This is a genomic window from Marinobacter sp. PE14, from assembly GCF_053566155.1.
Map to the genome: position 1 here is coordinate 1 of NZ_JBQXNY010000005.1, position 22837 is coordinate 22837.

General features: G+C 50.2%; 18 protein-coding genes and 1 pseudogene. 17 read left to right on the forward strand and 2 right to left on the reverse strand.

Features of this window, described 5'->3' with window-relative positions:
- Window positions 1–618 (forward strand): annotated as a pseudogene (gene carB, locus ACWJ62_RS16070) (carbamoyl-phosphate synthase large subunit); the annotation flags it as partial.
- Here carB and ACWJ62_RS16075 read toward each other — a convergent pair.
- Complete coding sequence (locus ACWJ62_RS16075) at window positions 598–1635, reverse strand: ExeA family protein (RefSeq protein ID WP_449287105.1); 1038 nt, start codon at window positions 1633–1635, stop codon at window positions 598–600. The pseudogene carB and the gene ACWJ62_RS16075 sit on opposite strands and share 21 nt — an antisense overlap.
- A 20-nt stretch (window positions 1636–1655) precedes the next feature.
- Window positions 1656–2564, reverse strand: a complete 909-nt coding sequence (locus ACWJ62_RS16080; protein WP_449287106.1) for an XrtA system polysaccharide deacetylase — start codon at window positions 2562–2564, stop codon at window positions 1656–1658.
- 263 nt (window positions 2565–2827) lie between these two features.
- Here ACWJ62_RS16080 and ACWJ62_RS16085 point away from each other — a divergent pair, with 263 nt between their 5' ends.
- The 16 genes from ACWJ62_RS16085 (at window position 2828) to ACWJ62_RS16160 (ending at window position 22834) form a co-directional block, all read left to right on the forward strand.
- Window positions 2828–4234: a TIGR03013 family XrtA/PEP-CTERM system glycosyltransferase gene (locus ACWJ62_RS16085; protein WP_449287107.1), complete on the forward strand. Its 1407-nt coding sequence runs from the start codon at window positions 2828–2830 to the stop codon at window positions 4232–4234.
- 2 nt (window positions 4235–4236) lie between these two features.
- Entirely contained in the window at window positions 4237–4911 is a 675-nt protein-coding gene (locus ACWJ62_RS16090) for an XrtA/PEP-CTERM system exopolysaccharide export protein (protein WP_449287108.1), read from the forward strand.
- Window positions 4911–6482, forward strand: a complete 1572-nt coding sequence (locus ACWJ62_RS16095; RefSeq protein WP_449287109.1) for an XrtA system polysaccharide chain length determinant — start codon at window positions 4911–4913, stop codon at window positions 6480–6482. The genes ACWJ62_RS16090 and ACWJ62_RS16095 overlap by 1 nt, the downstream gene beginning before the upstream one ends.
- The gene (locus ACWJ62_RS16100; protein ID WP_449287110.1) at window positions 6482–7351 is read left to right on the forward strand and encodes a polysaccharide biosynthesis protein; all 870 of its coding nucleotides are present in this window, start codon (window positions 6482–6484) and stop codon (window positions 7349–7351) included. The genes ACWJ62_RS16095 and ACWJ62_RS16100 overlap by 1 nt, the downstream gene beginning before the upstream one ends.
- 4 nt (window positions 7352–7355) lie before the next feature.
- A complete protein-coding gene (locus tag ACWJ62_RS16105; protein ID WP_449287111.1) occupies window positions 7356–8705 on the forward strand; it encodes a hypothetical protein in 1350 nt (449 codons plus the stop codon).
- A gap of 29 nt (window positions 8706–8734) precedes the next feature.
- Window positions 8735–9730 carry a polysaccharide deacetylase family protein gene (locus ACWJ62_RS16110; protein WP_449287112.1) on the forward strand — a complete coding sequence of 332 codons (996 nt, stop codon included), beginning with the start codon at window positions 8735–8737 and terminating at the stop codon, window positions 9728–9730.
- Window positions 9727–11553, forward strand: a complete 1827-nt coding sequence (locus ACWJ62_RS16115; RefSeq protein ID WP_449287113.1) for a carbamoyltransferase family protein — start codon at window positions 9727–9729, stop codon at window positions 11551–11553. Before ACWJ62_RS16110 ends, ACWJ62_RS16115 begins: the two co-directional genes overlap by 4 nt.
- Before the next feature lie 23 nt (window positions 11554–11576).
- Complete coding sequence (locus ACWJ62_RS16120; RefSeq protein ID WP_449287114.1) at window positions 11577–12704, forward strand: GNAT family N-acetyltransferase; 1128 nt, start codon at window positions 11577–11579, stop codon at window positions 12702–12704.
- On the forward strand, window positions 12694–13776 hold the full coding sequence (locus ACWJ62_RS16125) for a FemAB family XrtA/PEP-CTERM system-associated protein (RefSeq protein WP_449287115.1): 1083 nt from the start codon (window positions 12694–12696) through the stop codon (window positions 13774–13776). Before ACWJ62_RS16120 ends, ACWJ62_RS16125 begins: the two co-directional genes overlap by 11 nt.
- Window positions 13707–14942 (forward strand): glycosyltransferase family 2 protein, encoded by a 1236-nt coding sequence (locus ACWJ62_RS16130; RefSeq protein ID WP_449287116.1) that lies wholly within the window; start codon window positions 13707–13709, stop codon window positions 14940–14942. The genes ACWJ62_RS16125 and ACWJ62_RS16130 overlap by 70 nt, the downstream gene beginning before the upstream one ends.
- On the forward strand, window positions 14942–16294 hold the full coding sequence (locus ACWJ62_RS16135) for an O-antigen ligase family protein (RefSeq protein WP_449287117.1): 1353 nt from the start codon (window positions 14942–14944) through the stop codon (window positions 16292–16294). Before ACWJ62_RS16130 ends, ACWJ62_RS16135 begins: the two co-directional genes overlap by 1 nt.
- Window positions 16291–17448, forward strand: coding sequence for a glycosyltransferase (locus ACWJ62_RS16140; RefSeq protein ID WP_449287118.1), 1158 nt, complete (start codon window positions 16291–16293; stop codon window positions 17446–17448). Before ACWJ62_RS16135 ends, ACWJ62_RS16140 begins: the two co-directional genes overlap by 4 nt.
- A 2-nt stretch (window positions 17449–17450) precedes the next feature.
- The gene (gene asnB, locus ACWJ62_RS16145) at window positions 17451–19358 is read left to right on the forward strand and encodes an asparagine synthase (glutamine-hydrolyzing) (RefSeq protein WP_449287119.1); all 1908 of its coding nucleotides are present in this window, start codon (window positions 17451–17453) and stop codon (window positions 19356–19358) included.
- A 2-nt stretch (window positions 19359–19360) separates the two neighbouring features.
- Window positions 19361–20224: a hypothetical protein gene (locus tag ACWJ62_RS16150; RefSeq protein WP_449287120.1), complete on the forward strand. Its 864-nt coding sequence runs from the start codon at window positions 19361–19363 to the stop codon at window positions 20222–20224.
- A 64-nt stretch (window positions 20225–20288) separates the two neighbouring features.
- Window positions 20289–21368 carry a glycosyltransferase gene (locus ACWJ62_RS16155; RefSeq protein ID WP_449287304.1) on the forward strand — a complete coding sequence of 360 codons (1080 nt, stop codon included), beginning with the start codon at window positions 20289–20291 and terminating at the stop codon, window positions 21366–21368.
- An 8-nt stretch (window positions 21369–21376) separates the two neighbouring features.
- A complete protein-coding gene (locus tag ACWJ62_RS16160) occupies window positions 21377–22834 on the forward strand; it encodes a lipopolysaccharide biosynthesis protein (protein ID WP_449287121.1) in 1458 nt (485 codons plus the stop codon).
- Window positions 22835–22837 lie beyond the last annotated feature (3 nt).

Consider the following 22837-nt stretch of genomic DNA (forward strand, 5'->3'; position numbering starts at 1 on the left):
ACCCAGGAAATCATTCCGCGATACTACGCGGTAAAAGAGTCGGTGTTCCCGTTCAACAAGTTCCCGGCAGTAGATCCGATCCTGGGGCCGGAAATGAAGTCTACCGGTGAGGTCATGGGCCTGGGTGGCAGCTTTGATGAGGCCTTTGCCAAGGCTGAATTGGCAGCGGGCGAAGTATTACCGCAGAAAGGACGGGTATTTTTTTCTGTTCGGGACGAAGACAAGGCTGGTGCTGCCACAGTAGCAAGTTGGTTCGTAAACCTAGGTTTTGAATTGGTAGCAACGAAGGGGACAGCCTTATATCTCCAAGGGCAAGGAATTCCGGTAGCGCGGGTCAACAAGATTGAGGAAGGTCGGCCACACGTGTTGGATATAATCAAAAATCACGACATACAGCTGATAATTAATACTACCGATGGGCGGGCAACTATTGCTGCTTCAGCCGAACTCCGGAGGCTCGCACTACGCGTGAAGGTTCCTATGGCCACAACGCTGGCCGGCGCAGAAGCCTACGCCCGAGCCATAGCCTTTGGAGACTTGGGTGAGGTGCGATGCCTACAGCTACTGGAGGCTGAATGGAGCAAAGCTAAAGCTTCTCTATTTCCGCCCGGGGGATAGCGGCTTCACGTTATCTCCAGAAGAGTGATGATTATTGCGGTGCTTTTCTTCCGGAACAATTTGGGAAAGGCGTTGATCAATGCTCTCTAGAGCTTCAGCGATGCGAAGCAAAGTTTTGGAAGAACCGGACCACTCGCCAGCTCCACTTACACTGGAACTCGCAAGAGAAGATTCTTTCCGTTTTCTAAGTGGGGTCTTGTGACTACTTTCGGTAGCGTCCTCTCCAAGCAAATCCTTCCTAATGCCCTTTAAATCAAAAGGATCGATGAAAGGGCGATCCTCGGAGTATGCACACATCATCATTCCATCACAGAGCTTGTTAATAAGCCTAGGGATGCCTTTGCTCAGGTTATGGATTTCCCGAACGGTCTCATCATCAAACAGTTTGTTTCCTCCATGCCCTGATACCAGCAGGCGATAGTCGATGTACTCGGCGGTCTCTGCGGCTGTAAGACCTTCCAGATGAAAGAATAGCTTTACTCTCTGAGAAAGCTGGGGGATCGCTGCTACAGACTGTTTCAACTCGGGCTGCCCGAGCAGGATAACCCGCATGGAGGGGCCTCCCATACTTTCCATACCGGTAAGCATGCGGATGTCTTCGAGGTTCTCGCGCGTCAAATTCTGAGCTTCATCGATAGTGAGGACCACAGGGGTACCCTCAGAAGCCATTCGCTCCAGGTAGTCTGTTATCTGGAAAAGCATGGCAACTTTGCTGTCATCCTCAACTTTGATGCCCGCCTTCCGTAAGATCAGTCCGAACAGATCTTTGGACTCAAGGTTGGTGTAGGAAATGTTGAGTAGTTTAAGGTCGCCCTCAAGGTTTCTTATGGTCTTCTTGAGCAGCGTTGTTTTTCCCGATCCGATTTCCCCGCTAATGACGACAAATCCTTCGGAACTCCAGATTGCAGATGACATGTAGACGTATGCCCGTGAATGCTGCTGACTCATGTAGATGAAGTCATCTTCCGGAGTAATGCGAAACGGGTGTCTGTGCAGGCCGAAAAATTCCAGATACATTGTCTGCTCTCGTCCTTCGCCTAGGCTAGGCGGATCATTTGATTGCTGCGCACGAGCGCCTTATCGGGCTCATAGGCATTATAGCTTTCGCTTACTGTCCCAAACCGGAACTCCTGCAGTAGTTGCTCAAGGCGTCCATAGCACTTGTCAAGATTCGTGTAATGACGGAATCTGGAGAGCCAGCTTGCATTATTGTACCGAGGTTGGTCTGGATCAATTTCCCAAGGATGCAAGTAAAACATCTGAGGGCGGTCTCCAAATCCAGAGGCGTTACGGAACAGATAGCGGAAAACAGGGTACGGGAACTGCCGGAAGTAGCCTCCGCCCGCAGCTGGTATCGCAAGACCCATAATGTGGGCGGTAGTGAGCGGGAATTCTCGAATGATATTTCCGCTGGCGGTTTCGATAGAATAGGGGGCCGAGGGCGAATCGGGGATGCCGTACCGGTCATGCCTGATCGGGAAAATACTTGAGTCCCAAGTAAACCCGGCCTCGCTGAGAATATCCAGAGCCCAAAGCGACTCTCGAGTGATGGAATAGCTTGCGGCTCGATATCCGCAAACCTCTGTGCCAATGATGTTTTCGAGCAAACCTTTCGAGCGCAGCGTCTCTTCCCGAAAAGTCTCAACCGATTGATTATAAATCAGTTGGTGACTGTATCCATGTGATGCGATCTCATGGCCGTGACTGGCGAGTTTTCGAATCAGTTGCGGAAACCTTTCGGCCACCCAACCCAACACAAAAAAGGTAGCTTTTACGCCGTGACGTTCAAACAGCTCCAGCAACAACTCCGTGTTTCGCTCAACTCGGCTGGGCAGAGAATCCCACTGTTCCGGGCGAATAACATTGGAAAGGGCGGCAACGTGAAAGTAATCTTCCACGTCGATACTCATCGCATGAAGAGGTGATTTTGGATCCGGGCTCGCCATGGGTACTCCTTCCCAATTTACTCCAGTTTTGATTCTCACCCAGCCGCTTGATAAATACAATTACTGAAAACCTAGAAAACAGACTGAAATATAAAAGAATGCAAAATATTGTTACATAAAGATACAATAGAGTTGAGATTGTGGGGTCCTCGGCGCAGAATAGTGGTAGAGGAAATGGATCCGGCGGCAAGGGTTGTTCGCTGCCGGCAGAATTTGATGTTGGTCTGTCGCTGAGTGTCGAACAGACGACAAGGAAGTTCAGCGTGTCGTACATACGTTTCCGAAAACATTATTTGCATCTGCCGTATCTGGTACTGGGAGTACTGGAATTTACGGTTCTCTTTGCAGTTTTTTCCCTCTTTACTCTCTTCCTTTCGTTTCTTGGGGTAGATCACGCCCCCATGAGCACAGATATTGTCTCAGGATTTCTGTTCGCCCTAATTCTCAGTTGCGGCACACTTGCGATGGGCGGCTATCTTGCAATGGTGCACGAGAGCCTGACATCGCTCTTTTTCAGGACCCTCGTGGCTTACTGTTTTGTAGGTGGAATTGGCCTTACAGTTCTCTATTCAGTGATGCCCTCGGCTGATCCTGGAAGCGGAAACCTCTTCGGAGTCGTAATGCTGGCGTCGTTCGTGGTAATCGCGCTCCGACTTATATTTCTGCGTATCGTGGACTCGGAACAGGTAGTTCGGCGTGTGGTCATATTTGGGGCCGGGGACTTTGCCGCCTCCATGCTGGATGAGTACGAGCGGAATATGCGTGCGTTGGGCATTCGGATCATTGGGTGCATAGCCGACAGCCCGACAAGGGCAATTGCAGAAGATAAAATTTTGCCAACTCCTTACGACTTCTATCAGTTCTGCCGTCAGAACAAGGTTTCTGAAATAGTTGTTGCGCAACAGGAGCGACGTCGCAAAGAGGGGGGGTGGCTTCCGGTTCCTGAACTGATGGAATGCAAGCTTCGCGGGATTGCCGTAACCAGTGGCCTTGATTTTTATGAACGTGAGCTAAAGAAAGCGAAGCTCGATATGGTGCACCCCTCGTGGATCGTATTCTCTGAAGGGTTCAAAGCTTCAAAGAGTAGGGCGCTTGCCAAGCGCATGGTTGACCTCTCAATTAGTCTGACACTTCTCATTGTTATGCTGCCGTTTATCGTTTTGACAGCGCTAGCAGTATTTTTTGAAACGGGACGCCCAGTCCTATATAGCCAGAAAAGGGTGGGGATGCTTGGCAAGGAGTTTCGAATCTACAAGTTTCGTAGTATGCGTCAGGATGCTGAAAAGGACGGCAAGGCCAGGTGGGCTAGCGCCAATGACGATCGGGTTACGCGCGTTGGAGCCTTTATCCGAAATACCCGGCTAGACGAGCTTCCCCAGATCTACAATGTCATCAAGGGCGAAATGAGCATCGTTGGTCCTCGTCCCGAGCGGCCGGAGTTTGTCTCTGAACTGAAAGAAAAGATTCCCTTTTACGACACCCGCCATTACGTAAAGCCTGGATTAATGGGTTGGGCCCAGCTTAAATATCCGTATGGTGCATCGGTCGAAGATGCCAGAGGAAAGCTTGAGTATGATCTTTATTACTCGAAGAATCACAGCTTTGTAATGGATCTGCTGATCATGATTCAAACGGTCGAAGTGATTCTTCTTGGGAAAGGTGTGCGCTAGAGATGACTAACGAAACAACAGGAATTTGGAGAGCATTTATGGGCACTTGCACTAACATTCGGACCGGACTGGCCGTTTTGCTGGCTCTGATTCTCGGAGGTTGCTCCGGTCTTCCTTCCTCTACGGAGATGCCCCCTGTTTCCGAACTGGAATCTGAGCCTTACCAGATTGGTGTAGGAGATACCATCTCGATTCATGTCTGGCGTAACCCGGAACTTGGGCAGACTATTGTGGTTCGACCAGATGGTTTTATATCGATGCCGCTCATGGGTGACGTGAAAGCAGAGGGTAAACAGCCTGAAGGTCTAGCTTCAGAAATCAGCGTGGCTCTGGGGGAATACATCAGAACCCCTGAGGTCACGATCATGGTAACCAACCCAGCCAGTAAAGAGTTCCGGAACCGCATCAGAATTACTGGACAAGTAGATCAGCCTCAGTCCGTTGCTTTCCAGCCCGGGATGACTGTCTTGGACATCGTTCTGATTGCGGGCGGAGTGACTGATTTCGCCGCAGATGGTCGGGCTACGTTGCATCGCCAGATTGAGGGTGAGTACCAAAGTTTTCAATTAGATCTCGATGCCATCCTCACGGATGGTGACATGCGGACTAACCACGCACTCCAGCCAGGCGATGTTATCAGTGTACCCCGCAAGCAGCTTTTCAGAGGTGAGCTGTAATGGACATCCAGTTCATTCTGGAAGTTTTACGAGCAGTTAAGCTTGAGCTGTACAGAAAACGTGTTGCCGCCGTAATTATTTTTATGGTGGTCACGGCTGGAGTATTGGCTTTCGGGTATGTGACCCCTAAGAAATACACATCTGAGGCTTTGTTATACGCCGACCAATCCAATATTTTGCAACCGCTGTTAAGAGGCCAAGCAGAAGTAACCCAGATAGATCGCATAAACGAGGCAAGAGAAATGCTTCAGAGTCGTTCTTTCCTGGAGCAGGTCGCCCTTGATTCTGGTCTGATTTCCGGGAAGGAGGCTGATCAGATACGTAACACAGCCATATCCCGACTCCGAGAACAAGTAACCCTGAAGATCTCCAATCGCAATTTCCTGGAGCTCAAGTATACCAGCGGGGATCCAAATCAGTCGTTTGAGGTTTTAAGCTCTGTTTTGGACCGTTTTTTGGAGCGCACAGTCAGTAAAAAGCAATCGGAAAGTCGGAATGCCTTTGAATTCATCGATTCTCAAGTCAAGTCCTATCAGCGGCAGCTTGAGGAAGCAGAGCAGCGACTCAAGGAATTCAAATCCGACAATCAGGAGGGAACAGAGGGTAACGTTCTCGCGCGAATTGAGAACCTGCGAAGAGAGATTGAGAACCTTAAGCTCGAAATACAGCAGACTGAGTCCGAGGTTCGGTTAACCCGATCCCAGCTGGAGAGAGAGGAGCCGGTACGCAGAATTACCGTTGATCCCGGCAGATCCTCCGCTGAGCGCCGTCTGGCAGCGCTCAGACAGGAAATGGACTCCCTTCTCTTGCGTTTTCATGAGAAACACCCCGATGTTGTGAGCATTAAGGATCAGATAGCCGATCTGGAAAACCAGGTTTCCACTCAAAGTGACGACAGCCGGGAGGGAAGCGTCACTGAAGTAATGGAAAACCCAGTTTATGAAAATCTGAAGATTCAGCTTTCGGAGAGTTCCACACGGCTTGAGGTTCGAAAAAATAGGCTTACATCGCTACAGCGCCTATTGGAAGAAGCATTTGAGCGTTCTCAACGGGTTGCAGAAAACCAGGCTGAGCTATCAGAACTCACCCGGGACTACGATGTAACCAGGGGTGTCTACGAAGACATGTTGCAGCGCCGAGAAAGGGCTAGGTTATCAATGACCCTGGATGTGCAGGGAGAGGGTGTTAGCTACAAAATTCAGGAACCGGCGTCCTATCCGACCCGCTGGGATGGACTACAGCTATATCAGGTCGGCCTAGCAGGCCCCTTTCTCGGAAGTGCGTTGGTGCTCGGATTGGTAACGCTACTGGTGATGTTTGATCAACGCCTTCGTTCTGCGAGAGGGCTGCAGTTAGCGCTACCGGAAAGCATTCCGGTCCTCACGACTATTCCTCATTATAAGAGCACGTGGAAAGATCGTCTCTTCAGGAAGGATACTCTGGCCATCCTGTTTGTGTTGATGGTTTTTATGGTGGGGTATTTATCAGTCCTTGTGTTTAGTGTGATGGGGATTACGCCTGAGCAATTGATCAATAAGATTGCAGAGCTAACAGGGCTCGGGGGCAACTGATGGACGATAACAAGCTCTACAACGCACTTTTGAAGAGCCAGGGTGAGCGCCGACGGCAATCGGAGGGAGAAGCGAAGCCTGAAGATAACTTTCGCACGGAGCGCCCCTTTGCTGGGTCAGACAGGGTAAGACCAAACTGGGTCAAGGTGGATATGGAGCAGAGCGAATATCCGCCAACAGTCTACGACTCCTCGATATCTCTGGAGTTGATTGGAAATCCCAGGCCATGGAGTCGCGACCAACTACGCGAAAGGAAGATTATTTATCCCGGTATGCCAGATAAGGCGGTAATGGACGCATACCGGGAGTTGCGAATCCAGCTGAGGAACCGAGCTGGCGATAGAAACTTTGCGGTTATGTTTAGTAGCCTGGGGAACAAAGGGAACTCTGTATTAACAGCGTTCAATCTTGCAGCATCTTTTGCGATGGATTCGCAAACTTCAGCGCTACTGGTGGATTGTGACCCATACAATCAAGACCTATCGAAGTTGGTGTCAGTCGAGATGGAGGCTGGTGTCACCGATTATGTCGCAGATAAATCCCTCTCGATCGGAGATATTCTATACCCAAGCGGTGTTTCCCGTTTGAGTGTAATCCCCGCAGGTACCCAGGTGTCTTCCGCCGTGGAGCTGTTTTCGTCTGTTCGGATGCGTGAGTTGCTATCTGAATTGAAATCTCGCTACCCGGATCGCTGCATCGTATTGAACGCGCCGCCTTTTCAGGAGACGACCGAGGCGAGGATCCTGGAAAGATTTGCCGACCAGATAGTTTTTGGTGTTCCGTTTGGCGATGTAACAGCTGAAGTGATCGCTGAATCCGTAGATGCGCTGGGATCCAATAAATTCTCAGGCGTGGTTTTTCAGGAGTAAGCGAATGGAACCTAGGTCTGTGAAATCGAATGCAATGTTCGCTTTAGGTCTATTCGGAGCTTGCCTGTGTCCTTTGCCGGCAGCAGCGCAAGATTTGGGCGATAACGTAACGGAGATTTCAGGGGCTGGGTCTTTGTTTACCGCATTGACACATACGCGGATCGACCAAGGAACGAGCACGGACACGAACACTGAGCCTAGCCTTGGTTTATCGGGCAATGTTGGTGGTCAACTCCAGAGTGGCGCCAACTCCTTGGCGCTTCAATATGGTGGGACGTTTGAAACAGAGCGCGACTTAGGCAATGGTGAACAGACGGAAAACAGCTCAATTGTCGGTTTATCTCGATTTTCTCACTTTGATCCTGGCAGCAGAGTTGATTTTAACCTCGGGCATACGATTAGCTCTGTCAGGAATGACACGGGATTCGTTGTAAACCCCTCGGATTATGATACGCAGAATACGTTAAATGCGGGGGCGGGTATTCGCTTTTTCCCAGGGGATCTCTCAACTCTTCGATTTTCAGGTGAAGCAGGTAAAAGCTTTGGAAGTGGAGAGTTGAACGACCTGGAGTCTTTCGCTGCTGCTAGTGAGTTTTCCCGAAGGCTTAGTCAAAGGTCTTCCGGCGGTATCAACATCAGTCGGAGTTGGTCGAACGATGACGACATCGACATTACGATTGATTCGGCTCAGCTCGTTTACAGCAACTTGCTGGAGAATGGATCCTTCCGCATTGGGGCGGGAGGTAGTCAGGCAGACACCGAATATCCAGATGGCCTGGTAACGGAGAGTGAGGCGGTTACCGGTTTTTTGCAAAGGACTTGGCTTGCAGCTGACTGGCAGACCTCTGTCGAATACAACCGAAGACTGTCTGATAGTGCAACCGACTTGTCTCTTGAACAGCCACCAGAAATCGATTTCGTTCCGGATACCATTCGTATTCGGGATCTTGTCGTAAGTGATTCGGTTCTGATCTCGCACAATACGTCTCGAATTTGCAATGCCTGCAATCTGGGGCTTGCGGTGGAAGGTGCGATTCTGGAATCGGAGGTTACGGGCGCTACGACTCATGAATACTTTACAAGGGTTGATCTGGGCTATCAGTTGACGTCACTGCAGCGGCTGGCTTTCGCATATCGATGGCAGGGAGATGCCGGTGAAGACGCTGGCACAGTGATTGACCAGATCCACCGATTCAATATCAGCTGGATACGTCAGTTGGCTGAAGAAACTTCTTTTAGCGTGGAGTTCGATCAAGCCTATCTGCGGAGTCGACTCGCGAGAAACGATGAAGAACAGTTTGTGCTTCGTTTTCGATTGTCGAAGGGATTCTCCCTTGTCGGCCAGCCACGATAAAGGCACGGGATTAAATCAGGAACGGAATCATGTTTGATAAAAGGAAATATATAGGACTACCGGCCGACTCACCGCCAAAGCTTATTGTTGTGATCGATACTGAGGAAGAGTTTGATTGGAGTGCTGAGCCAGACTCTGAGGCAAACCATGTCTCCGCCATGGCCCATATTGATCGCGTACAAAATATTTTCAACGAGTATGGGATCCATCCTTGTTACGTGATTGACTATCCTATAGCCAGTCAGCCCGAAGGATACCGTCTGCTGAAGCAATTCGCTGAAAATGGGCAGTGCGAGATAGGAGCTCATCTTCATCCTTGGGTAAATCCTCCTTTTAAAGAGGAGCTATCCAAGCCAAATACTTACCCCGGTAATCTCCCATACGCACTAGAACGAGAAAAGCTCCTTATTCTGCGTGACAAGATCACCGAGAACTTTGGATTGACACCGATTGCCTACAAGGCAGGTCGCTATGGGTTTGGGCCTAATACAGCCACTATCATGCAAGAGCTCGGGTTCAACATTGATTTATCAGTTTGTCCTCCCCTCGACTCCCGGGCTGACGGAGGTCCGGACTATCGCCGCTTTGACGCCCGCCCATTTTGGTTTGGCGGCAGCGACTGTTCAATCCTTGAACTGCCGTGCACAGGAGGGTTTGTAGGCTGGGCTGGTGGCGCAGCGCTTCCGTTATTTCAAGTTGCCCAGGTATTCCGGAAATTCAAGGCGCCGGGAATTCTTTCAAGGCTTGGAGCGGTGGACAGGCTAATGCTCTCTCCTGAGGGGTTCAGCTCGGCTGAGCACATTAAACTGACCCGAGCGCTCTATAGTCAGGGCGTTCGGACTTTTACGTGGAGTTTTCACAGCCCCAGTGTAGTGCCAGGGAACACAAACTATGTTCAGGATGACGCCCAGTTGAGGGAATTTCTGGACAGCTTCCGTCGTTACTTTGACTTCTTTTTCAATGAGTTGGGCGGTGAGGCTTCTACGCCGACCCGCATTCGCGATTTTATGGAGAGTATGGCATGAAGGTGCTCGGGATTTCCCCGTTAGACAAGGACTCAACGGTTTCAATTGTTGAAGATGGAAATGTTCTCTTCGCTGCAGGTGAGGAACGTTTCTCCAGAGTCAAGCAGCAAGACGGCTTTCCAAAACTGGCCCTGGAAAAGGCGTTGGCCTACACCGGACTCTCCATAGAAGATTTCGACCTGATCTGTTACCCATTTCTTACCTGGGAGAATGAACAAAAGCTTTTTTCAAAGAATCTCGAAGATGAGAAGGCTTTTATTAAACAGTTCCACCCGGCAGATCTGGGACCGCAGATCAAGGAAGCTCTTACCCGAGTTCCGGACCGATCAGAGCCAATTCACGGGTTGGAACACCCCAACGCGATCATGGAAAAAGGGTTCCTTCATAGCTCCTATTACAGCATGGCTGGTGCTCAAAAACTGGCCTCAAATAACGCTGCGTTAAAGTCATCCCGGCAATGGGGAGAGGATGCCACTGCGTCCTTCCAGCATTGGGAGAAGGATCTTACGGATGGCCTCGCGAAGATGGGATGGACCAAGCCCATTAAACGAATGGATCACCATTTATCCCATGCAGCCAACAGCTTCCTCTGCAGTGGTTTTGACCACGCTCTGTGCGTAACTCTGGATGGGTACGGTTCAGGGCTTGCTGGTTCTGTCAGTGAAGGGCGAGATGGCAAAATCCAACGGTTGCACGGCCTGCCATTCCCCAATTCCTTAGGTACGCTTTATGAGCATGTGACCTCCAGTCTTGGCTTTAAACCCAGTCGCCATGAGGGAAAAATTGTTGGATTAGCTTCTTACGGGGATCCTGCGATCCTTGGGGACGTTCTACTATCACGCATAGACCAGTCTCCGGGTGATTTTCGCATTTACGAAGCTAATAACGTCTATTTCTCAAGGTATCTTGCATCCAAGTTTCCGAAAATCGATGTTGCAGCTGCTTACCAGTACGTCCTTGAGCAAGTGGCGACCCACTATATTCGTTACTGGGTCAAGAAAACTGGCATCGGCACAATTGTCCTCTCCGGGGGCGTAACGGCAAACGTAAAACTGAATCAAAGAATCTTTGAGATTGAAGGCGTCAACCAAATTTTCGTGTACCCGAACATGGGTGACGGAGGGTGCGGCACTGGGGCAGCTTTGTATCACAGCTGGCCGGGCGGGGTTAAACCGTCAATCTCGAATGCCTATATGGGCCCTGACTATTCAGAACAAGAAATCGAAAGAGCATTACAGTCTGAAGGACTTGAGTATCATCGCCCTCAGGATTTGGCAGCGGACGTGGCAGCCCTGATCCACGGCGGGGAGGTCGTTGCCCGCTTCGATGGTCGCATGGAATACGGCCCACGAGCACTTGGAAACCGCTCGATCATGTACCACGCCAGAGAGCCAGAGGTAAATCAGTGGCTCAACAAACGCCTTGGACGAACAGAATTCATGCCCTTTGCGCCGGTGACCCTCTATGAAGCGAGAGAAAAGTGCTATCACAATATCAGAGGTGCGGAGCATGCAGCTGAATTCATGACCATTACTTTCGACTGCACCGAATTCATGCGGGAAAGTTGCCCTGCGGCAGTCCACGTAGATGGCACAGCACGCCCCCAGTTGATCAAGCGGGAAGTGAACCCGGGTTACTACGATATCGTGAAGGAATACGAAAAGCTGAGCGGCATACCCAGTCTTATCAATACCAGCTTCAATATGCATGAGGAGCCGATTGTTGATTCTCCTGAGGATGCGGTCAGAGCGTTCCTCCAGGGAACTCTGGATTATCTGGCGATCGGGCCGTTTCTGGTAAAGCATCCCAGCCCCCAGCGCTGACCTCAGGCGAACGGAAGGAAGCCATGACAGCAGGATTGCTGACGGTTAAAAAAGAGTCAGTCACTGAAAGCGCCAGACTCCGTGATGATTGGCTCGATCTGGAGAACCGTGCTTCCCCAACGGTTTTTCTCTCGTGGCAGTGGCTTGGGCATTGGCTACACGTATATCAACCAAGAGCCTGGGTACTGCGGGTGGAGGAGGGTTCCCGCCTGGTGGGGCTTGGTTTGGTGGTGCAGACAGAGGAGCGGCGGCATGGCGTGATGAAATCGCAATGCCTTAGATTGCATCAGACCGGCCATAAGCTGCTCGATCAGATCTGGATTGAGTACAATGGGTTTCTGGCTGAACATGGTAAAGAGAGGTCGGTTGCAAATGCCTGCCTTGAATATCTTTGCAGTTCGATGACAGATTGGGATGAATTCGTAATCGGTGCGATTGATGCCGATGAAGCGGATAGTTTTGCCCGAGTTACGGGGCTGCATAAACACCTCCGCTGGGAGGCGCCGTGTTTTGGTGTTGACCTGAACGAGTTGAGGAGAACCGGGGCGCATTATCTTGACAATCTCTCACGCAATACCCGTTATCAGATTAAACGCTCCCATCGACTGTATCGAAAACAAGGAGAGGTGAACCTTGTCAGGCCAGATTCGGTAGAGGAAGCTTTGGCAATGTTCGATCGTATTGGGCCAAGGCACCTGGAGCGATGGGGCGCGGGCCCTGACCAAAGCGGATTTGCCAATCCGGATTTTGTCCGTTTTCACCGCGAGTTGATCCGTTTTCAGTGGCCTGACGGTGGAGTGGATTTGGTGGCTGTAATGGCTGGCGATAAAGAAGTCGCATCTTTCTATAACCTCGTCTACAACCAAGTGGTTTATTTCTATCTGGGTGGAATGGTTGTTGAGGCCGATAACCGGCTGAAACCTGGTCTCTTGGGGCACAGCCTTTGCATAGAAGACTATCGTCATCATGGCTTCCACTATTACGATTTTATGGGTGGTAACGAGCGCTATAAAGCGAACCTTGGGCAGTTGCATCGTCACCTTGTTCAGATTTCGCTTCAGCGGCCCCGGTTTAAGCTAAAGCTAGAGGATGTGGCCCGGCGGGCAAGAAACCGGTGGGTCAAAGAATCGGGTGGCGATTATGATGGGTGAACTGCAAGCTCGAGTTTCGCGGGCATCTGTTTATCCGGTTGAGGAATACGACGCTTATGTCGCCAACCATCCGTTGGCTACGCCCTACCATTACAGCTGCTGGCTAACGACCGTAGAGCGTGCCTATCGCCATACAGGTTGGCTGGTAACGGTACATCGTGGCAGCAACCTATGTGGGGTGTTGCCGTTAATCGAAATAAAACCACCAGTTGGGCGGTCGACTTTGGTTTCTTTACCATTCTGCGATCTGGCCGGCGCGCTGGCCGATGACTGGGATGTGAGGAACCTTTTGTTGACTGAGGCGCACACGCTTGCTGCTACCAACAAAGTGCGGGAATTGGAAATCCGCGAAGGTGGGGCGGCGCTTGAAGAGTTAGATTTGGCATCGGGCTCAGGGAGCCCGAAAGTGCGTATGCTCTCCAGTTTGCCAAATGATGCGAATGCGCTGTTCCAGAGCTTCAAACCAAAGTTACGGAGCCAGATACGCAAGGCAGAAAAAAACGGCCTTACCTCCGAGGTACGCAAGGACTTTGCTGCTGTTGAGTATTTCTATGATGTTTTCGCCTGGAATATGCGACGGCTCGGTTCGCCGGTACACAGCCGAGATTGGTTCCGTGAACTGAAACAGGCATATGGTGATCAGATGCTTGTAGGATTGGTTTTCCTGAATGATCAGCCAGTAGGTGCGGGGATTGTCCTCATGACAGGCAAGAAGGCCTGTATTCCGTGGGCCTCTACACTTGAAAAGTACAACCGCCTCGCGCCAAACATGCTCCTTTACTGGGCGCTGCTTGGCTATGTATGTGAACACGGCTGCACTTCTTTTGACTATGGCAGGTCTACTCTTGGCGAGGGAACCTACAGATTCAAAAAACAATGGGGTGCTAAACCTTACGAGCTTGTCTGGACACGGTGGCAAATTGAAGAAAGCGTAAAGAGTGAATCTGAAAGGGCGGGACAGCAAGGTCCTGTTTCGCGCTTGAGGCCGGTTTTGGAGGGAATTTGGCGGCGCTTGCCTCTGGCGGTGGCAAACTGGATCGGTCCCAAACTGAGACGTTACATAACACTATGACTTTCGTACTTGCACTTACAATCCTCTGCCTCTCCCTACCGGTTTATGTCTACGCTGGGTATCCAGCGCTGCTATGGATTCTCACCTTTGGCAAACCGACCATTACCCATACTCGCAAAGAGGCTTTTCCTTCCGTAACCCTGGTTATTTCTTGTTACAACGAAGTGGCAGTGATCCGAGAGAAACTGAAAAACTCGCTCGAGCTTGACTATCCGAAAGACTTACTAACGGTCGTTGTGGTTTCTGATGGTTCCGATGACGGAACGGATGAGTTGGTTAGAGAATTCTCGGGTGGCGGAGTTACTCTGATCCGACAGGAAGGTCGGTTAGGCAAGACTATGGGACTCAATCTTGCTATGGCTGAGGTTGAATCTGAAATTACGGTTTTTAGTGACGCCAACGCAATATACGCCTCCGACGCTATCGCCAAACTTGTACGGAATTTCGCAGACCCTGAGGTAGGCTATGCAGTGGGCGCGGCCCTTTACACCGATAGCGATCAGGGAGCAAGCGCCCAGAATGAAAACCTCTACTGGCGATATGAGCTTGCAATAAAGGCCATGGAGTCCCGGCTTCACTCAGTCGTTGGAGGCGATGGAGCGATATACGCGATCCGTTCAGAGCTTTGGGAGCCCCTACAGAGACAGGATATCAATGACTTTGTTAACCCTCTTCAAATAGTGTCCAAGGGTTACCGAGGAATCTTTGATAGTGAGGCGCGATGTTTCGAAGAAACGGCGGGAGATTTTGATAGAGAAGTCGCCAGGAAAGAGCGCATCGTCAATCGAAGTATACGGGGGCTGTTCCGGGTTCGCTCGGTGATGAACCCTTTTCGAACCGGCGTCTTTTCACTGTTGGTCGTCTCTCATAAATTGCTGCGCTGGATCATTCCCCTCTTTTTCGCGGCAAGTATAATTGGTAGCGCAATACTCGCTATCGGTGGGTTCCACTTTTTCCAGTTGGTGAGTATGGCAAGTGCGGCTATTTTGTTACTTGCGTTTGCTGGGCATTGTACCCAGGAAAAGCAACACTTGGCTGTATGGATTTCTGTTCCCTACTATTTTGTGATGGTTAACCTGTATGCCGTGCGGGGAACCTTCCGCGCGCTACGTGGTGAAACCCAGGTTACCTGGAACAGTGCCCGGTCACATCAGGAGCAGCGCTGATGTCCATGTTTGCGCTTTTGTTCCTTCTTATTTTTTTTGGTGGGATTGCCGTTACACTTTTCTACAGTGGTTCGGCGGCATTTATACTCTACCAACTGGTGTATTTTCTAAACCCCGACCATCGTTGGTGGTCAGCCTTCATCCCGGGCATTAGTTATTCGCTCATTGCTGCATTACTGATGCTTGCAATGTGCGGTTTAAGCTATAAAAGACTCACCGCGATCAGTCCATGGAGTCGTCAGCCAATGTTCAAGTGGCTGATTGCTCTAGTCATTACGTATTTTGTTGCCTATTCCTGGGCCCTAAACCCGAACGCTCACGATCAGTTCACCATCTACTACGTGAAGATGGTGGTTATCATCATGGTGGCCTATAAGCTGCTCCACACCGAACGAGTTCTTGATGCTTCCATCTGGGCATACATCATTGGATCTACCTACATAGGATATCTGGCGACCATCACAGGACGTAATTCCGGTGATCGTGTGGAAGGAATCGGGATGGCAGATTCGCCTGATGCGAATGGAGTTGCAGCTGCGCTTGTGCCTGCAGGTGCCTTGCTCATGTACTACGCCTGGATGGGGAACTGGAAGGTAAAGTTGTTGTGTGTCGCCTGCGGTGCTCTGATTGCCAATGGCCTTGTGCTGATAAACAGTCGAGGCTCGTTCCTGGGCGTGGTCGTTGGATCAGGTTTGTACCTTTTGTACATGATGTTTTCCAAGTATCGGCGAAAAGGGCAGCGAGGCATGGCTGTAATTATTGCAGTCATGGGTCTTGGTGGGGCGCTGTATGTGACTGATGCGCAATTCTGGGAACGTATGCAGACACTGCAAGACCTCGAATCCAAAGAAAGTGGGGCTGGAAGGGTTACGTTTTGGCTCACAACGTTCGATATGCTTGAGGACCACCCGATGGGAATGGGGATTCAGGGGTACAATCAACTGGCATCAATCTATATGGACGATGAAACTCGAGGAGGTGTGGCGAATCGAAGTGTCCACTCGCTTTGGTTTCAGGGACTGTCTGAGGTTGGGCCCATTGGCTTTTTGTTTTTCATCGCTGCATTGATATCGCTCTATCGGATAACGCAAAAGACAAAACAAAAGGTTTTGGCTGATGGCAACAATGCTCGCTACTTCAAGATATTGGCGCTTGAGTGCGCCCTCATCAGTTACCTGGTAGCGGGGACTTTCATAAACCAGTTTCGAGCCGAGATTCTCTATTGGATGCTACTATTGATTGCCGCTGCCGTTAACGTCTATTACCTCCAACAGAAAGAAAGCAGCGCACAATTAGTGGACCCCAGCCACAAAGGAATGCGAAATAATGTCAGGAAGGCAAAAGTAATATGATGCCCATTCGTGTGCTTCAGTTCATTACACCTGCAGGTTTTTATGGTGCTGAACGATGGATAATCGCCCTTGCCAACAACGCCGATCCCGGTCGGATGTTATGTGATCTTGCGGTGACTGAGGAAGGGGGCGCGCAAGACCTCTCTGTGGCCGAATACTTCCCCAAGCATGCTGGTGAAGTTCATTACCTCCCAATGAAAGGGCGCTTCGACACCAGGGTGGTCTCAAGGCTGGCCAAGATTATCCGTGAACGTAAAATCGATGTTATCCATACGCATGGTTATAAATCAGATATTCTTGGCTGGCTGGCCGCCAAAAGAACAGGAATTCGGTGTGTAAGCACGCCTCATGGCTTCCCTTGCAATGCCGGATTTAAGCTCGCTCTGTTCACCAGGTTCGGTATCTATGTACTCAGAAAGTTCGACGCTATCGCGCCGTTGTCTGAGGAACTGGTAGAGGATATGGGGCGTTTCAGAGTCCCAGCGAAAAAGACTCACTTCATAAGGAATGGCGTAGACATTTCTGATATCGATCGGGTGACTGCATCAATACCTTCACCACAGACCGATTCCGTAGTAACGCGAACCATCGGGTTTATCGGTCAGATGATACCCCGCAAGGGGCTTACGGACTTACTGAAGGTATTCGATAAGCTTTATCAAGATGATCCCAGTTTACGTCTTGAGCTATTAGGCGATGGAAGTCAGCGTGAGGAACTTGAACAAATCGCAGCTTCCCTTCCGAGTGGTCGGGCTATTCAGTTCATGGGATTTCGGACTGATCGCCTCGAACGACTTGTCCAGTTTGACCTCTTCGTTATGACCTCATCGCTGGAGGGCATTCCCCGGTGCCTTATGGAAGCATTGGCCCTTCGTGTACCGGTTGTTGCATATGATATACCGGGGGTTGATCAGTTAGTAGAACATGGGAAAACCGGCTTTTTGGCGCCGCATGGTGATATCGATAATTTAACGCAGCAATGTCGAAAAGTTCTCAATGATCCAAATTTGGCTGAGAAACTGGGAGCTGCTGGTCGACAAAAAATTGAAGCAAAGTACTCGGCAGCACGAATGGCTGATGAGTATGAAAAGCTATTCGATCAAGTACTGAATGACAAAGGTCTCGCTAACGCCGAAAGCCGAGAGGTAGGTTAAGTATGTGCGGGCTAGCGGGCTTTTTAAGGACAGAATCAACCCCTAACAGGGATGCCCACAGGCAATGGCTGGAGGCGATGGGGTTGGCCATTGTGCACCGCGGCCCAGACGCCAGTGGACATTTCCTGGACGATAATGTGGGACTGACCCATCGCAGACTTAGCATTTTGGATCTAAGTGAGTCTGGTAAACAGCCTATGAGGTCCCCGAGCGGACGTTACTTTATTTCGTTCAATGGAGAAATATATAACTACCGCTCGCTCAGGAAGAACCTTGAGGCCGATGGCTATATTTTCAGGACGGGCACTGATACCGAGGTTTTGCTCGCACTGTTTGAGCAAAAAGGCTACAGATGTCTGGACGAACTCAATGGAATGTTCGCATTTGCGATCTGGGATACAGAGGCTAAACAGGTTTTTTTGGCTCGAGACCGGCTCGGGAAGAAGCCTCTATATTATTACGAGGAAGCGGGGCGTTTTGCATTTGCTTCGGAGCTGAAAGCGCTCTTAAAGCTTCCCTTCATAGCACGAACAGTTCGCCCTGATGCAGTTAAGGATTTTTTTGCCTATCAATATGTTCCGGATCCCAAGACCATTTATAAGAACATTCACAAGTTGCCACCCGGCCACTGGCTCATCACTGACGGGGTCCGGATGGAGCAACACAAATACTGGGATGTTTCTTTTTCTCGGGTTACTGGCAAAACCTTGTCCGAGATAGAAGATGATCTTTATTGCCTGATTGAAGATTCAGTTAGACTTCGCATGGTCAGTGATGTTCCTCTGGGAGCCTTTCTCAGTGGTGGAGTTGATTCAAGCGCTATTGTTGGATTGATGGCAGGGTTGTCTGATCGGCCAGTAACAACTTGCTCTATCGGTTTTGATTCCGAGCGATTTGACGAAGTGAAATATGCACGTCAGGTAGCCGAGCAGTTCCAGACGGATCACCACGAGTTTACGGTACGGGAAAATGTAGCAGGTAACCTGGCCAGCATTGCCCGTTTTTTTGATGAACCGTTCGCGGACCCCTCGTTTGTCCCAACCTTTTTCGTCTCGCAACTCGCTCGACAGAAAGTTACGGTAGCGCTTGCTGGTGACGGTGGTGACGAAAACTTTGCTGGTTATAGTAAATATTACACAGATTATGTCGAAAACCGGTTGCGGGCCCTTTTTCCCGGTCCTATCCGACACGGTTTATTTCCCCGTTTGGCTCAACTTGCCGGATTGCTGAACGTACCCATTGCGAGAAAGGCTCAGTCTTTACTCGGCACCCTTGCCTTGGACCCAGACGAAGCCTTTGCCATAACCAACAGTTTTTTTCGGCGCTCCTTATGGAACGAAGTCGTGCGGGATGATTTTCGGCGCGATACCGAAGGTTATGATCCGGCGGATATCACCAGGCATCATTATCGAAATGCCGGTGCGGAAGACCACCTGTCGCGTATTCTGTACACGGATATCAAGACTTATCTCCCTGGCGATATCCTTGTAAAAGTTGACAGGATGAGCATGGCAAATTCTCTTGAAACACGCGCACCGCTGCTTGATTATCGCGTAGTTGAGTATGCTGCTGGTATTCCATCCGCATTGAAAATGAGAGGCAACGAAAAGAAGCGCGTACTCAAAAGTACCTTTTCCCGGCTCCTGTCAAAAGAGATTCTTTATCGGAAGAAGATGGGCTTTTCAGTGCCACTTGCAGATTGGCTTCGCAGCGAGATCCGCACCCTCGCAGATGCCGCTTTTTACAATGATGAAGCTGGTTTGGCACACTTTTTCGACATGGATGTAGTGAGATCTATCTGGCAACGCCATTTACAGGGAGAGAGTCATCTTAGCCAAGAGCTGTGGAGCATGCTGAACTTTGAGCTTTGGTGGCAGGCCTATGGACAGGGCGGGGAGAATGTGTTTTAGACATGCGTGCAAAAAAAAATTATCCGAAAATATGGGTGTATTGTGTCACGGCGGCACTGCTTGTTAGCTTGCTGACTGGAAGCATCCTCCTTGGCGCCAATATTTTCGGGTTGACTCAGAGTCTGCGAAAGCCCGGTCTTGGGGTAACGGACCGTGACCAATTGAGATTCATCCCTGAAGAGGTGTGGAGTTATTCCAAGAGCCTCGAGAAAATTGAGGAGCTTGAATATCTAGATGGTCGGAGAGAGCTCGCAGAGCATGCCAATATGATAATCAATCGTAGCCTGATTCATGTTGATTGGGAAAGAGTAGACCCGAGAGAATACCGTCAGTTGGTTCCATTCTGGGAAAACTACTTTCTTTGGGCAATTGGCCGGTTCGCAGATCTCCCGCAGTTTAATCGTTATCACTATGCAGACTACCGTAGGAGCATCAAGCGAGGTATTGGGATTTGCGGGGACGCCTCTACGGCACTGTCTTCGGTAATGGATCGCTTCAATGTTCCGAACGAGATCGTTTCGTTTGACGGGCATGTAATTGTCGAATACGAGACTGAAGATGGTATTCGCGCGCTAATGGACCCAGACTTTGGCGTGTCGCTGGGCACGTCGCTACAGAATCTGGAACGGGACACAGACCAGGTTAGAGAACGGTACCTTGCGGCTGGTTATAGCGAGCGAGAAGTTGCCTACTTATTCGAGGCCTACGACCAGAAGTACCTAGTCTTCGACGATACGTATCATTTTATGACCCAACGTTATCTTTTTGAGAAAGTGAGCTACTTTCTGAAGTGGCTATTGCCAGTAGTGCTAATCCTTTTCCCGATTATTTGTGTTTATAGAGTTCGACGTCGCGGAAGCCACTGATAATTCAAGGTTTACTATGGAAGGTTCGAGATCCCCAATTCACGTTTTGCACATAACATTCAACATGGGGTTTGGTGGCACAGAGCAGGTAATACGTCAATTGGTGAGGCAAATGCCGAAATCGGAATTCGCCAATTCGATCTTATGCATTGACGGTAGCGTTGGGCCAATTGGACAGTCGCTGCAAAGAGAGGGGGTTAACGTACATTCCGTCAGTCGATCCCCTGGTTTTGATTTCGAACTTGTCCGTAAAATCCGCGACCGCATTCGGGAGGGGAAATTCGATGTACTGCACTGTCATCAGTATACACCGTTTGTCTACGGAAGGATTGCTGCATTGGGCACTGGTGCGCGTGTTGTTTTAACCGAGCATGGACGATTTCATCCGGATCGCTATCGTTACAAGGCGGCACTTGTGAATTGGCTGCTTGCGATGGTTACTCCAGCGATCGTAGCAATTTCCTCGGCTACTAAAGATGCGCTGTCACGTTTCGAGTTTTTTCCAGCTCGTAAAATTGGTGTCATTTACAACGGCATTGAGGGATTGGTCCGTGACATGGAACAGGAAACAGAGGTTCGGGCCAAGCTAGGTATTCCGGAATGTTCCTTTCTTTGGGGCACCGTTTCCCGCCTAGATTCGGTAAAAAATCAAAGCATGATGATTCGCGCGTTCGTGCGATCGATCGAACATTGCCCAGACTCCTATCTGTTAATTGTTGGCGACGGGCCTGAACGACAACGTCTGGTCGAGCAGGCAGCAACGACCGGATTTGCCGACAGAATTCTGTTCACCGGTTACCTAGAACAACCCATCAGTTATCTGGGAGCGATGGATGGTTTCTTGTTGTCTTCTTTCACTGAAGGGACGTCTATGACCTTGCTTGAGGCCATGAGTCTCGGGATTCCATCCGTGGTAACGCGGGTTGGAGGAAACCCGGAGATTGTCATTGATGGTGTGACCGGTCTGTTGGCAGAAAACGATGACGAGAAAGGGTTTGCCAAAGCGATGGAAACACTGTGTACCGATCATGAGTTGAGAAAACGGTTATCGCGGAACAGCAAAGACCGCTTTCATGAGCGCTTTACCGTGTCTCGTATGGCAGAGCAGTATCAAAATCTCTATTTGCATATCCTGGAATCCTGAGGCGATCAATGTCGAACGTCCGCCAGGCAGTTCTCTTTTCTTTCGCAACGCGCTACAGCGCCATGATAGTTGGCCTTGTGTCCGCTATGGTTGTGGCACGATTGCTCACCCCGGATGAGATAGGTACTTTCGCGATTGCCAGTGCGATAGTTATGGTGATGAGCGAGTTTCGCCTGCTGGGCGCGGGCATGTATCTGGTTAGAGAGAATGAACTGACGCATGCAAAAATCAGGTCTGCGACCGGTCTAACTATCTTGATCTCCTGGGGTATGGGTCTTGGAATATGGACCGCAGCCCCTGCAATCGCTGCATTCTATGAACTCGAGCCCATTAAGGTTATTTTTCGGATTCTCTCCATTAGTTTTTTCCTCGCACCTGCTATCAGCATTCCAACCGCATTGCTAACTCGAGATTTCCAATTTCGCCAGCTATTTATCGTCCGGATTTGCACATCACTAATCAATCTGACCTCTACGATTGGCTTCATCATGCTGGGCTACAGCTTTTATGCATTAGCGTGGGGCTACACGTTGGCCGTCATCGCTGAGTTTTTCCTGATTTTCTTTTTTCGACCTCAAGGAATGCCTTGGACGCCTAACTTTAAGAATCTTGGGCCGATCGCAAGATTTGGAATTTACAATTCGCTGGCTGGATTTTTCCGCCGGGGGGTGGTCACTGCGCCGGACATGATCATAGGGAAAATGGGGACTACAACGCAGGTCGGGCTCTTTTCGCGGGGGCTGGGGTTTATAGAGTTCGTATCGCAGACTCTGATGATGGGCGTGAAGCCAGTTGTCCTGCCGTACCTCTCACAGGTTCAGCGTTCTGGAGACAATGTCAATGATGCGTACATTGCTGCAACTGTGCTGCTAGGCGGCATCATCTGGCCTATTCTTGCCGTTGCTAGTGTTGTCAGCTTGCCAGCGATCCGGCTGTTTTTCGGAGATCAGTGGGACGCCGCTGCCCCTTACGCGACACTCATCGCATACTGGGCTATGTTTCGCTCGGTACATTGGTTCTCCAGCGACCTGCTAGTGGCAAAGGGGAAAGAAAAACTAATGGTTCTTAAAGAGGGCGGAATGTTCGCCTTCTATATCTCTGGCATTGCATTGGCTTTCCCTTCAGGGCTCATGGCGGTAGCGGGCGTTTTCACAGTTGCCGGCTTAGTTGATCTGGTGTTGACGACCTGGCTTTTAACCCGATTTGTCGGCCTCCAGCCTCTAAGAATGGCAAGGTCGTGGCTCCCCAATCTCGCGGTTACGGCTCTTTGCTGGGGCGCGGCCTGGTTGATCTTTAACAACGGCGATTTTGTTTCCAAGGGCGTTCCTAATACATTCTGGGCCGTCGCTGCAATTCTTCCTCTGGTTTGGCTGATGGTGATCTTTATGGTTCGACACCCCCTGAAGCAAGAGGTGATTTTGTTCCTGAGGTGGTTTGCAAATCATTGGCCTCGTCCACGTAGTTAGATC

Coding starts and splice junctions, on each gene's coding strand:
- ACWJ62_RS16080 (WP_449287106.1), bottom strand. CDS start 2,564: ATGGCGAGCCCGGATCCAAAATCACCTCTTCATGCGATGAGTATCGAC.
- ACWJ62_RS16110 (WP_449287112.1), top strand. CDS start 8,735: ATGTTTGATAAAAGGAAATATATAGGACTACCGGCCGACTCACCGCCA.
- ACWJ62_RS16150 (WP_449287120.1), top strand. CDS start 19,361: ATGCGTGCAAAAAAAAATTATCCGAAAATATGGGTGTATTGTGTCACG.
- ACWJ62_RS16120 (WP_449287114.1), top strand. CDS start 11,577: ATGACAGCAGGATTGCTGACGGTTAAAAAAGAGTCAGTCACTGAAAGC.
- ACWJ62_RS16135 (WP_449287117.1), top strand. CDS start 14,942: ATGTCCATGTTTGCGCTTTTGTTCCTTCTTATTTTTTTTGGTGGGATT.
- asnB (WP_449287119.1), top strand. CDS start 17,451: ATGTGCGGGCTAGCGGGCTTTTTAAGGACAGAATCAACCCCTAACAGG.
- ACWJ62_RS16090 (WP_449287108.1), top strand. CDS start 4,237: ATGACTAACGAAACAACAGGAATTTGGAGAGCATTTATGGGCACTTGC.
- ACWJ62_RS16160 (WP_449287121.1), top strand. CDS start 21,377: ATGTCGAACGTCCGCCAGGCAGTTCTCTTTTCTTTCGCAACGCGCTAC.
- ACWJ62_RS16105 (WP_449287111.1), top strand. CDS start 7,356: ATGGAACCTAGGTCTGTGAAATCGAATGCAATGTTCGCTTTAGGTCTA.
- ACWJ62_RS16155 (WP_449287304.1), top strand. CDS start 20,289: ATGGGGTTTGGTGGCACAGAGCAGGTAATACGTCAATTGGTGAGGCAA.
- ACWJ62_RS16140 (WP_449287118.1), top strand. CDS start 16,291: ATGATGCCCATTCGTGTGCTTCAGTTCATTACACCTGCAGGTTTTTAT.
- ACWJ62_RS16100 (WP_449287110.1), top strand. CDS start 6,482: ATGGACGATAACAAGCTCTACAACGCACTTTTGAAGAGCCAGGGTGAG.
- ACWJ62_RS16115 (WP_449287113.1), top strand. CDS start 9,727: ATGAAGGTGCTCGGGATTTCCCCGTTAGACAAGGACTCAACGGTTTCA.
- ACWJ62_RS16095 (WP_449287109.1), top strand. CDS start 4,911: ATGGACATCCAGTTCATTCTGGAAGTTTTACGAGCAGTTAAGCTTGAG.
- ACWJ62_RS16075 (WP_449287105.1), bottom strand. CDS start 1,635: ATGTATCTGGAATTTTTCGGCCTGCACAGACACCCGTTTCGCATTACT.
- ACWJ62_RS16125 (WP_449287115.1), top strand. CDS start 12,694: ATGATGGGTGAACTGCAAGCTCGAGTTTCGCGGGCATCTGTTTATCCG.